This window comes from Cerasibacillus sp. JNUCC 74 (assembly GCF_053667775.1).
In genome coordinates, this window is record NZ_CM132207.1 from 1,864,403 (window position 1) to 1,877,293 (window position 12,891).

11 protein-coding genes are annotated in these 12,891 nt (G+C 37.2%); all 11 read left to right on the forward strand.

From position 1 onward, the window contains the following. Window positions 1–90 precede the first annotated feature (90 nt). Entirely contained in the window at window positions 91–972 is an 882-nt protein-coding gene (locus tag JNUCC74_RS08150; RefSeq protein WP_454067619.1) for a YicC/YloC family endoribonuclease, read from the forward strand. 559 nt (window positions 973–1,531) lie between these two features. Next, window positions 1,532–1,795 (forward strand): extracellular matrix/biofilm regulator RemA, encoded by a 264-nt coding sequence (remA, locus tag JNUCC74_RS08155; protein WP_077320362.1) that lies wholly within the window; start codon window positions 1,532–1,534, stop codon window positions 1,793–1,795. An 11-nt stretch (window positions 1,796–1,806) separates the two neighbouring features. Continuing rightward, a complete protein-coding gene (gene gmk / locus JNUCC74_RS08160; RefSeq protein WP_077320363.1) occupies window positions 1,807–2,424 on the forward strand; it encodes a guanylate kinase in 618 nt (205 codons plus the stop codon). After that, window positions 2,424–2,621: a DNA-directed RNA polymerase subunit omega gene (rpoZ, locus tag JNUCC74_RS08165; RefSeq protein ID WP_454067620.1), complete on the forward strand. Its 198-nt coding sequence runs from the start codon at window positions 2,424–2,426 to the stop codon at window positions 2,619–2,621. The genes gmk and rpoZ overlap by 1 nt, the downstream gene beginning before the upstream one ends. Window positions 2,622–3,134: 513 nt before the next feature. After that, entirely contained in the window at window positions 3,135–4,349 is a 1,215-nt protein-coding gene (coaBC, locus tag JNUCC74_RS08170) for a bifunctional phosphopantothenoylcysteine decarboxylase/phosphopantothenate--cysteine ligase CoaBC (RefSeq protein ID WP_454067621.1), read from the forward strand. After that, window positions 4,346–6,754, forward strand: a complete 2,409-nt coding sequence (gene priA / locus JNUCC74_RS08175; protein ID WP_454067622.1) for a primosomal protein N' — start codon at window positions 4,346–4,348, stop codon at window positions 6,752–6,754. The genes coaBC and priA overlap by 4 nt, the downstream gene beginning before the upstream one ends. Window positions 6,755–6,778: 24 nt before the next feature. Continuing rightward, window positions 6,779–7,723, forward strand: a complete 945-nt coding sequence (gene fmt / locus JNUCC74_RS08180; RefSeq protein WP_454067623.1) for a methionyl-tRNA formyltransferase — start codon at window positions 6,779–6,781, stop codon at window positions 7,721–7,723. A 5-nt stretch (window positions 7,724–7,728) separates the two neighbouring features. After that, window positions 7,729–9,081 carry a 16S rRNA (cytosine(967)-C(5))-methyltransferase RsmB gene (gene rsmB, locus JNUCC74_RS08185; protein ID WP_454067624.1) on the forward strand — a complete coding sequence of 451 codons (1,353 nt, stop codon included), beginning with the start codon at window positions 7,729–7,731 and terminating at the stop codon, window positions 9,079–9,081. A gap of 133 nt (window positions 9,082–9,214) precedes the next feature. Beyond that, on the forward strand, window positions 9,215–9,976 hold the full coding sequence (locus JNUCC74_RS08190; protein WP_454067625.1) for a Stp1/IreP family PP2C-type Ser/Thr phosphatase: 762 nt from the start codon (window positions 9,215–9,217) through the stop codon (window positions 9,974–9,976). Then, window positions 9,973–12,012, forward strand: a complete 2,040-nt coding sequence (gene pknB / locus JNUCC74_RS08195) for a Stk1 family PASTA domain-containing Ser/Thr kinase (RefSeq protein ID WP_454067626.1) — start codon at window positions 9,973–9,975, stop codon at window positions 12,010–12,012. Before JNUCC74_RS08190 ends, pknB begins: the two co-directional genes overlap by 4 nt. Beyond that, entirely contained in the window at window positions 12,013–12,891 is an 879-nt protein-coding gene (gene rsgA / locus JNUCC74_RS08200) for a ribosome small subunit-dependent GTPase A (RefSeq protein WP_454067627.1), read from the forward strand.

Consider the following 12,891-nt stretch of genomic DNA (forward strand, 5'->3'; position numbering starts at 1 on the left):
TTAATCCTGTATCATATATATTAAACGCGTATTTCTTTTCAAGTTGAAGAGAAAGAGCGTATAATATCCGTAGATGGAGTGATGATGTTTATGGCAATAAGTATGACAGGCTATGGAAATAAACAAATAGTTACTGAACAAGCAACAATAACTGTTGAAATCAAGACGGTGAATCATCGTTTCCTTGATATCCAGATGAAAATTCCGAATAGGTTATTATTTTTAGAAGAAAAACTTAAAAAGATTATTCAATCATTTTTCCAGCGAGGTAGAGTTGAGGTTTATATTCAAATAGATGGGGATACACTTTTCAGTAAACAGGTTCAAATAAATTGGAGTTTAGTCGAGCAATATATGACACAATTACAGGAATTAAAACAACGTTATCAGCTTGCTGGAGATATACCGATTACGGTCATTTCAGCATTTCCAGATGTATTCTCCATTCAAGAGGTAGAAGAATATTCGGATGAATTAATATCTACATTGTTAGCAGGACTTACAGATGTTTGCAAGCAGGTTTATGCAATGAGAAGAGTTGAAGGCCAGGCATTGCAAACCGATTTACAAGAACGAAGTGAAGCATTGCAACAACTCGTGGATGCAATTAAAAGTTTACGACCAATGGTCATGAAAGAGTATCGAGAACGAATCAAACATCGATTAGAGCTGCATTTAAACCAAGAGTTAAGTAAAGATGATTCTCGCATCTATCAAGAAATTGTTCTTCTTGCTGAAAAAGGAGACATATCGGAAGAGATAACAAGAATAAACAGTCATATTCAACAATTTAAACAGACGTTAGAATTGGATGAACCGATTGGCCGAAAACTGAATTTTATTACACAAGAATTGCTCCGTGAAGTAAATACAATTGGATCGAAATCAGTTAATAGCTTGATCAGTGAACATACGATTACATTAAAAAGTGAAATAGAAAAAATAAAAGAACAGGTGCAAAACATGGAATAATAGTTGAGTTTTCCCCCATTTTTTACGTATAATGACACTAGGTTGTATAATGGGATCAACTCTCTGTATAATCTTTCATATTGACGCATTTATTAAATAATAGTACAAGGATTAAAATAAACGAATTACATAGTACCAATTTAGCTTTAAGTATGTATTCAAATGGAGGTTAAGGGGACTTTAAGTCTGCTAAAATTTCTACATCCTTAAAAACTTGCAATGTATTCCCGCCCGAAGCTTTCCTAGTCTTGTTATAGCACTGACATTAACACGTCCAGTGTGTTGAAGTTAAAAAAGGCGAGGTTTCAAGAAGTAGAGTGTGTGTATTTAAAAACATGATCTACATGAGACAATCCTGCGAAAGAATTCCGTTTTTACTCGGCTTTTGAATCTCTTCTTAAATAATTGCACTGCAATGGTAAATATTAATCTTTTGGTCTTTATTTTTATAATACAGTCTTTAAAGTTTATAATTGGAATGCAACATGGAAACGACGAGCTTCAACGAATTGTTTGTTAAAATAAAATAGAGAAAAAAGAAGTATACGGAGGGTTTATGTTGAGTTTACGTTTAATTAATATTGGTTTTGGAAATGTTGTTTCTGCGAACAGAGTTATTTCGATTGTATCGCCAGAATCAGCGCCGATCAAACGGATTATTAGTGTAGCTAGGGACAACAATAAATTAGTAGATGCAACTTATGGAAGAAGAACCAGAGCAGTTATTATAACAGATAGTGACCATGTTATATTGTCTGCGGTACAACCTGAAACAGTAGGTCAACGTGTGCTAAGTCATGAAGAAATAACGGATGATAATTAGGAGGAAACAATTTGATCGAAGAAAAAGGTATTCTTTTTGTTCTATCCGGACCTTCTGGGGTTGGAAAAGGAACAGTTCGCAAAGCGTTGTTTAGCCAAAAAACAGATTTGAAATATTCTATTTCCATGACAACGCGTGAGAAGCGTCCAGGGGAACAAGAGGGAGTGGATTATTTTTTTAAATCCAAAGATGATTTCGAAACATTGATTGAACAAAAACAGTTATTAGAATATGCAAAATATGTTAATAATTATTATGGTACACCTCGCGATTACGTAGAAAAAACACTTGCTGCTGGTCACGATGTTTTTCTTGAAATTGAAGTCCAAGGTGCTTTACAGGTTCGTGAGAATTTTCCAGAAGGTGTATTCATTTTTCTATTCCCTCCGAGCTTAGAAGAACTGAAAAACCGGATTCTTCATCGTGGAACGGAAACTCAGGAGCTTGTGTTAAACAGACTAAAAGAGGCAAGAAAAGAGATCGAGATGATGGATGCTTATGATTATGTCGTTGTAAATGATGATGTTGATCTTGCGGTTTCTAAGATTCATGCGATTATTCAAAGTGAACATTTAAGACGTGAGCGAATTGCCAAACAATATAAACGGTTATTGGAGGATGAATTGTAATGCTGGAACCATCTATTGATTCACTGCTAAGTAAAATTAATTCAAAGTATACCCTTGTTATTTTATCGGCCAAACGAGCAAGGCAAATGAGTGAAACGAAAAAGGTGTTAATTGAACATCCTAAATCCCACCAATATGTTGGGATGGCTCTTGAAGAAATTGAAGCAGGAAAATTATTTATCCAAGAGGAAAACTAAGAAAAACCGATCATTTATCCCGCATGTAAGGTGCCGTAAGATAGAACATAGGGAAAACGAAAAGGTTAATTGTAGAAACGGCACCTAAATGCCCGATTCGTTTAGCTAACATTCAAGGAGAAAAACACTCCTTGAATGAAGTTTCACCTTATCCCGCATGTAAGGTGCCGTAAGATACAACATAGAGAAAACGAAAAGTTTAGTTGTAGAAACGGCACCTAAATGCCCGATTCATTCAAGGACTTTATGTCATATCCTTACGTTACTATTAATCAGTGGAGGAATAAAAGACCCCCCTCGCTGATTGAAGATTTACTTTAACTTCATTGACAGAGATATGGAACGAACTGCATGTTTTAGTTTGACAATAAATTCCCTCGCGATACAAGCTGCGAGGGAATTTTGTTCAAGATCAGCTTTTTACGCTTTTGAACTAACAAGTATAACCGTTTCTTATTACCATTATTTCTGCACATAATTAGCTGTTTTAACAATAGAAAGGGGAACTTAGCAATGATTACTTCTAAGAATATAGTCGTAGGTGTGTCGGGAGGAATAGCTGCTTATAAAGCTTGTACGCTTACTAGTAAGCTGACTCAAAAAGGTGCTAACGTCAAGGTGGTTATGACGGAAAACGCTACAAAATTCGTTTCACCTTTAACTTTTCAAGCTCTTTCCCGTAATCCAGTATATACGGATACGTTTGATGAAAAAGACCCTGCTAAAATCGCTCATATTGATGTCGCTGATTGGGCAGATATTGTTATTCTTGCTCCAGCAACAGCTAATTTAATTGGTAAGCTTACTAATGGCATTGCCGATGACATGTTAACAACATTACTTCTTGCTACACAAGCAGAAGTATATATTGCTCCAGCAATGAATGTCCATATGTACGCTCACCCGGCTGTTATCCAAAACATGCAAACTTTAAAAAAATGGGGCTATCACTTTATTGAGCCCGGTGATGGTTATTTAGCTTGTGGGTACGTCGGAAAAGGAAGACTAGAGGAGCCTGCCTCGATTATTGAAGCAGTCGAAGCACATCAAACAGATGAGAAGCACCTGTTTTTACAAGGCAAGCAAGTGCTTATTTCTGCTGGTCCGACTAGAGAAAAAATAGATCCAGTGCGCTTTTTTACGAACCACTCGTCAGGAAAAATGGGGTTTGCCCTGGCAGAAGCAGCCGCTGAAGTGGGAGCATCTGTCACCTTAGTAACTGGTCCTACTTCATTAGCAGCCAAACATCCAAACATCCAAACAATTCACATTACTACTGCTGATGAAATGTATCAAGAAATGCATAAACATTTAGCTTCTAGTGATATTGTTATTAAAGCAGCGGCAGTTGCAGATTACCGTCCAGCAGTTACGTATGAGCATAAGATGAAAAAGCAAGATGGCCCATTACAGATCAAAATGGAGCGAACAAAAGATATATTAAAGTCACTTGGTGAACAGAAGTCAGGACAGTTTCTTGTTGGCTTTGCCGCAGAAACAGAAAAACCATTTGAAAATGGACATAAAAAATTAAAAAGTAAGCATCTAGATGCAATTGTCATTAATAATATTGCTTCTAAGGGGGCAGGCTTTGCCAAAGATACGAACGAAGTGACGTATATAAACAAATATGGAAAAACAGAACATTTGGCATTAGCAACCAAACAAGAAATTGCCAGACAAATTGTTAAATTAATTCATCAGGATATGGAGGATCCGGAACAGTGAATATTGCAAAAGTGATTGTTGATGTTCCTGCAAGTGCTATAGACCAAACCTTTGATTATCTTGTACCAGAGAAATTTAAAGATATTGCTTCGGTTGGAATGCGTGTCATTGTTCCATTCGGTCCAAGAAAAGTGATGGGATTTGTTGTTGGAGAGAGAGAATCATCAATGATTTCAAAGCTAAAGCCACTTCATGACATACTTGATCTTCAGCCTGTATTAACAAAAGAATTATTAACGTTAGGGAAATGGTTGGCCGAGCAAACAATTAGTTTACAAATAACAACATTTCAAGCAATGCTCCCACAAGTTTTAAAGGCAACCTATAAAAAAGAACTTGTCCGTATGGCGGAGTCACCGCTTTCTGATGAACTAGAAACTTTTTTTGCTGGTCGAGATGTGGTCCCATATGAAGAATTCATGGCGTCCAGCATTCCTTATCTTCGCCTATCAGAAGCCGTGCAAGATGGCGATGTAGCAATTGAATATATCGTCAAGTCTCGGATTACCAAAAAATATCAAACGATGATTAAACCAAAAAAAGAACTACATGAACTAGAGGAAGTCCATCTGGATTTAGCTGAAAACGCAAAAAAGCAAAAGCAAATGCTGTCATTTTTTATCCAATATCCAGAACCAATTGAAAAGCAAAGATTGTTACGTCAATTAAAAACTACGGATCATACGATTCATGCACTAAAGAAAAAAGGATGCTTGGAAAGTTATCAAATCGAGGTTTACCGAGATCCTTATCAAGGTAGGGAGTTCCCTGCCACAGAAGCTTTACCATTAACGAACCAGCAAGCAGCAGCGATAAAGCCAATGAAAGAAAAAGTGAAGAACGGGGAGCATGATGTATTTTTATTACATGGTATTACCGGTAGTGGTAAAACGGAAATCTATCTCCAAGTGATTCAAGATGTGATTGCTAAAGGAAAAGAAGCGATTATGTTAGTTCCGGAAATTTCTTTAACACCACAGATGGTGAAACGCTTTAAGGGTAGATTCGGATCTAATGTTGCTGTCATGCATAGTGCTTTATCGGCAGGAGAAAAGTATGATGAATGGCGTAGAATCTACCGGAAAGAAGTGCAGGTAGTGGTTGGTGCAAGGTCAGCCATTTTTGCACCATTTGAAAACATAGGGGTGATCATTATTGATGAAGAACATGAGTCTACGTATAAGCAAGAGGATCATCCCCGTTATCACGCAAGAGATGTAGCAATTTATCGTGGAAAAGCCCACCAATGTCCGGTTATTTTAGGCAGTGCTACACCAATGCTTGAATCATATGCCAGAGCGAGAAAAGGAGTTTATCAGCTAGTAACATTAAACGAGCGGACAAATAAAAAAGAATTGCCGCCAGTTGAAATTATCGATATGCGAAAAGAGTTGCATGCAGGTAATCGTACCATGTTTTCCAGAGCTTTAAAACAGGCGATCGAAGAATGCTTGCAAAAAGGAGAACAGATGGTTTTATTATTAAATCGCAGAGGGTATTCAACATTTGTTATGTGCCGAGAGTGCGGTCATGTAAAAGAGTGCCCCCATTGTGATATTGCCTTGACATTTCACAAACGTCATCATAAATTAAAATGTCACTATTGTTCCTATGAAGAACCGATGCCTGTACAGTGTCCTGAATGTCAGAGTGATAGCATTCGATACTTTGGTACGGGTACACAGCGGGTGGAAGAGGCACTGGCCCAATTAATTCCGGAGGCAAGGATTATCCGAATGGATGTAGACACAACGCGGAGAAAAGGATCTCATGAAAAATTGTTAACTCAATTTGCCAATAAGCAAGCTGATATTTTATTAGGTACACAAATGATTGCAAAAGGTTTAGATTTTGAGAATGTCACATTAGTTGGTGTGTTGACTGCTGATTCCATGCTGCATTTACCAGATTTTCGTTCATCGGAAAAAACGTTTCAAATTCTTACTCAAGTGAGTGGCCGGGCTGGGCGGCATGAACTAGCCGGTAGAGTTATTGTTCAAGCCTATACACCAGAGCATTATAGTATTGAACTTGCAAGTCACTATGATTATACGGCTTTTTATCAAAAGGAAATGATCATGCGGAAGAATTTTCAATATCCTCCGTATTTCTTTTTAGCCTTAATAACGATTACTCATCCGAATCAAGTAAAGGTTATACAGATTACGCAGCAAATAGTAAATATGCTTGCGAAAACAGTAAAACGGGAAACCATTATTTTAGGACCGACTCCATCACCTATACCGCGGATAAAAGATAGATATCGTTATCAATGCATGATAAAATACAGGAATGAACCAGATTTACGCACATATCTGCATAAAATAGTCGATTATTTTGCGGAGCAAATACGAAAAGATGGTGTATTTATTTCCATTGATTTGCAACCATATCATTTAATGTAAAAACATAGAAAGTGGGTATTTTTGATGAAACGAATTGTATTTATGGGTACGCCAGATTTTGCTGTACCTATTTTACGCACATTATTAGATTCTCCTTATGAGGTAGTACTGGTGGTTACTCAACCTGATCGACCAAAAGGACGAAAGAAAATCATCTCACCTACACCGGTGAAAAAAGTAGCTTTAGAGCATCATATTCCTGTGTTTCAACCTGAAAAACTGAAGGATGAGTATAAAAAAGTGCTCGTTTATGAACCTGATTTAATTGTAACCGCAGCATATGGTCAGATTTTACCTAAAGAATTATTGACAGCCCCGGCTTATGGATGTATTAATGTCCATGCATCATTATTACCAGAGTTACGTGGTGGAGCGCCAATTCATTATGCGATTATACAAGGAAAGTCAGAAACTGGGGTTACCATTATGTATATGGTGGAAAGACTAGATGCTGGAGCTATGCTTACCCAGAGTAAAGTAACGATTGAAGGTAATGATCATGTTGGAAGCCTACATGATAAGTTAGCTGAAGCAGGTTCACAGTTGTTAAAGGAAACATTGCCGAAATTATTTGCTAATGAACTTATAGCTATGGAACAGGATGAAAACCAAGCAACATTTGCCCGCAATATTACGCGTGAACAAGAAAAACTCGATTGGAGTCAATCGAGTAAAGACATCTATAATCATGTCCGTGGACTTCATCCTTGGCCAGTTGCTTATACGCTATTTCATGGCAAACCACTAAAAATATGGTGGGGAGAGCCGGTAGAACGAACCTTTCCTAATGCACAGCCAGGAGAAATCGTAGATAAGCCTGGAAATGAATCCTTTATTGTTGCATGCGGGGATCAAAAAGGTTTTCGGGTTATCGAGATGCAGCTAGCTGGAAAAAAACGAATGCATGTAAAAGACTATTTGCGAGGAAATCCAGATGAAATAAAACTAGGACAAATAATGGGTGAGTAATTCAGATGGAAAATAAATCACTGCGAAATACAATATTAGATACATTAATGCGAATTGAAAATGATCAGGGTTATAGCCATTTATTAATTGATCATGCTTTGAAAGCGGGCACTCTTAAGAAACAAGATGAAGGATTATTTACCGAAATTGTGTATGGAACGATTCAGCGTAAATTAACATTGGATTATTATTTAACACCATTTATAAAAAATCAAAAGAAGCTTGATTCATGGGTTAAATCATTATTAAGAATGTCTTTGTATCAAATGATTTATTTAGATAGGATTCCTGATCATGCGGTCATTCATGAAGCTGTAGAAATTGCCAAGTTGCGTGGACATAAAGGGATCGCTTCATTTGTCAATGGGGTATTGCGTGCTGTTCAACGGGAGGGGGTACCTGCTTTATCGGCTATAGCTGATGATGCGAAACGGATTTCCATTGCTACGAGTCATCCCAGATGGCTTGTAGACCGATGGATAAACCAATATGGGAAAGAAATCACGGAAGAAATGTGTCAAGCAAATCTAGACCATAAGATATTGTCTATTCGCATCCAACCTTTGAAAATCAGTCGTGATGTTGCCATAAAGCAATTACAACAAGAAGGTTTTATTGTTCGTCCATCTTTGTTTTCCCCACAGGGTATCATTATTGAAACAGGAAACATCCTGAAAAGCAAGTTGTTTCAAGAGGGCTTTATTACGATTCAGGATCAGACGTCTATGTTAGTTGGAGAAATGTTAAAACTAAAACCGGGTTTAAAGGTGCTCGATGCTTGCAGTGCTCCTGGAGGAAAAGTTACCCATATAGCAGAGAAAATGAAAAACGAGGGTCATATTTTTGCTCACGATCTGCATGCCAAAAAAGTCAAACTGATTCAGAATAAAGCGAAACAGCTGGGTTTATTTATTATCGATTCTTCAGCTGCTGATGCTCGTAAATTACGTAACTATTATGCAGAGGAAACATTCGACCGAATCCTTGTCGATGCTCCTTGTTCTGGTTTAGGTGTAATTCGAGGAAAACCGGAAATAAAATATCATAAACAGGAAAGCGATATTGTTCGTTTGGCGGAGATTCAATTGGACATTCTTAATCAAGTAAGTCCTCTCCTAAAAAAGGATGGCTTGATGGTATACAGTACATGCACCGTTGACCAACAGGAAAACGAACAAGTTGTTCAACAATTTTCTGAACAACAGTCAATGATAGAAGTAGATCAAGCTTTTTTTACAGAATTACCGTTAGCATTGCAAGCAACTCCTGGAGTTAGTTCCTATGGGTTGCAAATTTTTCCACAAACATTTCAGACAGATGGATTTTTTCTTACTCGCTTTAAGCGAAAAAATGGCTAAAGATACTTCTTTTCTTCGGTATATTGTGTAATACTGTAATTGGTTAGAACGGAATCGAGACATAAGAGTGTTTTGAGACTTCAAGCACTTCGATAAGAAAACTAGAAGGCTATGTGCTAAAGGAGTGAACTAATTGAAAGCTCATTTTCAAACAGATCGAGGGCAAGTTAGAAGTCATAATGAAGATTCAGGAGGCATTTTTTACAATGCAGCAAATCAGCTGTTAGCTGTTATAGCTGATGGAATGGGTGGACATCAGGCTGGGGATGTAGCTAGTCAAATGGCAACTCAACTGCTTCAGGAAAAGTGGGAAAAAACAGAAGGTCTAAATTCTCCAGATGAGGCTGAAACTTGGGTAGAAAAAGCTATAGCAGATGCTAATACATCGATTTATCAATATGCACAGGAAAATGAAGAATGCTTTGGCATGGGAACTACTATTGTCATTGCTATTTTGCTCCATGATATTTTAACGATTGCCCATATTGGAGATAGTCGAGCCTATATTATTTCGGATGAAACGATAAGTCAAGTTACAGAAGATCATTCTTTAGTTAATGCACTCGTTCAATCTGGACAAATATCGAAAGATGAAGCGGCTCATCATCCACGTAAAAATGTAGTTCTAAAAGCGTTAGGAACGGAAGGAACTGTAACATGTGATGTCCACTCTTTAAATTTTAAGTTAGATGATACATTATTATTATGTACGGACGGGTTAACGGATAAAGTAAGTGATAACGAAATTTATTCCCTTGTTCAAGCAAAATCAGAACTATCTGATGTAGGACAAAATTTGATCACTTTAGCTAATGAGCGTGGTGGGGAAGACAATATTTCTCTTATTTTAATACAACGCGAAACTCCTACAAAGAAAGTAGGTGAATCATCATGATGAAAGGCCATCTAGTAAATGATCGCTATCAAATCAAAAAGATAATTGGTAGCGGTGGGATGGCGAATGTCTATTTAGCAAGAGACATTATTTTAGATAGAGACGTTGCTATTAAGTCATTACGTTTAGAATTTGCAAATGACGAGGAGTTTATTGCCCGTTTTGATCGAGAAGCACATTCTGCTACGAGCTTAAATCATCCGAATATCGTTAATATTTATGATGTTGGAGAAGAGGATCATTTACTTTACATGGTAATGGAATATGTAAAAGGAATGACCTTAAAGGAATACATACAGCAACATGGACCGCTTGGTGTGCAAGAAGCATTGGATATTATGCGGCAAATAACCTCTGCGATTGCTCATGCACATGCCAACGAAATCATTCATCGAGATATTAAGCCGCAAAACATATTAATTGATACAAATGGACAAGTAAAAGTTACCGATTTTGGAATTGCTATTGCTTTGAGCGCAACATCATTGACACAAACGAATTCAGTTCTCGGTTCAGTCCATTATTTATCGCCAGAACAAGCAAGGGGAGGAACGGCTACGAAAAAGTCGGATATTTATTCGATCGGTATTGTCTTTTATGAGCTTTTAACAGGGCGTCTCCCTTTTTCTGGTCAATCGGCCGTATCTATAGCTTTGAAACATTTGCAAAATGATACACCGTCTGTACGTAAATATAATCCTGATATTCCGCAAAGTGTGGAAAATATTGTGTTGAAGGCCACTGCAAAAAATCCATTTCATCGTTATGAAACGATTTATGATTTAGAAGATGCTTTAGAAACAGCTTTGCTTCCAAGTAAACTTAATGAGCCGGTTTTTGTTGCACCTACTGAAGAAGGAGAAGAAACAAAAGCTATCCCGATCATTACTGATGGAGTTGATCATTCGGATAATGAAGATACGATTATTCACACTGCCAATAGTGAAACAAAACCATATCAAGAAGAAAGAAAGAATGTTAAAAAACTGGACAAGCAATTAAAAAAACAACGCCCTAAAAAGCAAAAAGCAAAAAGCAAAAAGAAAAAAAGTAAAAAGAAAAAATGGCTAATCGCTTCAGCTCTGTTATTACTGATGATTGCTGGTCTGACAGCACTCTTCTTATTTACTGATTTTTTTAAAGCGAAAGATGTTGTCGTTCCTGATGTTAAAAATATGGCATATAACGATGCAGTAACTAAGCTGGAGGAAGCGAAGTTTACCGTAAAACAAAAAGAAGTTTTTTCAGATGACGTAGAAGAAGGATATGTAGTTAATACGGACCCTAGTGCTGGCAGTACATTGAAAGAAGGTGCTACAGTTACAGTACAGGTAAGTCAAGGTAAAGAGAAAGTTCCTTTTCCTGATTATGAAGGGGAAGATTTTGATCAAGTAAAACGACTGTTGGAGGAAGAGGGATATGAAGTACTTGATCCTTATGAAGAGCATTCCGATAAACCAGTTGGGGAAATCATTGATCAAATTCAACCAACGGCTGACAGTGAAGTAGTGCCAAGCGAAACGAAGGTTATTTTCCGAGTAAGCATTGGTCCTGAAACGGTTAGCTTAAACAATTTAAAAGGTATGACAGAAGCAGAAGCATCCGATTATTTGACGAGCAATGGGTTGGAAATGGAAAAAATAACCGAGTACTCTGACACCACACCGAAAGGAGAGGTCATTCGCCAAGAACCAGAGACAAATACAGAATTGGTTGTTGGTTCCACAGTAAAAGTTTATATTTCTTCCGGTCCAGAAAAACGACCACCTGTCTCGCATAAGGTCAAATATATGGTTCCTTATAATCCGACTAACAGTGAAGATGAGGATGCGAATCGTGAGGAACAAACTGTAAAAGTATATGTTGAAGATATGAATAATGATTTATCTGAAGTTTTTATGGAAGAGAAGATTACAGAGGATACAGAAGTAACCTTTACGTTAACGATTGCTCCAGGAAGTAAAGCAGAGTATATTATTAAGCGAGATGATGAAGTGATTTCCAATAAAACTGTTTCTTATGAAGAAGGTGAATAAATGGCAAATGGCAGAATTATTAAGGCATTAAGCGGTTTCTATTATGTAGAAGCTATGGGAAAGGTGTACCAATGTAAAGGTAGGGGGGTATTTCGAAAAAAAAATATTACTCCTTTAGTTGGTGATATCGTAACTTTTGATATTAGCGGAGAAAATGAAGGATATATTTTAGAAATACAACCTAGAAAAAATGAGCTTCTTCGGCCGCCGGTTGCTAATATTGATCAAGCAATCATTGTCAATTCTGCGATAAAGCCAACATTTAATACGACATTGCTTGATCGATTTCTTGTACTAGTAGAAGCGGAAGGAATTAAGCCGGTCATCTTTTTTACCAAACTGGATTTGGTAAAGCAAGAAAAAGATCAATTCCTTGCTTACAAAAAAGATTATCAACAGATAGGTTATGATGTAGAAATGCTGTCCGTAAAGAATTTGGAAGAAACATCTGTTTTAGAACGTTACTTCAAAGATAAAATTACCGTCATTGCCGGACAATCAGGGGTAGGAAAAACAACTTTATTAAATGCGATTGATCCATCATTGTCCTTAAAAACAGGAAAAATATCTACAAGCCTTGGTCGTGGAAAACATACGACCAGGCATGTAGAGTTGATCCCGTTACTTGGTGGATTGGTTGCTGATACACCGGGTTTTAGTTCATTAGAATTTCAAGATATCCCGTTATTAGAGCTCGCTGATTGTTTTCCGGAGATGAAAAAAAGAAAAAATGATTGTAAGTTCCGTGGTTGTATGCACGTAAAAGAACCAAAATGTGCGGTTAAACAAGCGGTAGAAGCCGAGGATATCCCTAAGTATCGTTATGATAATTATGTTCGTTTTTATGAAGAAATTAAACGAAGAAAGCCGAGGTATTAA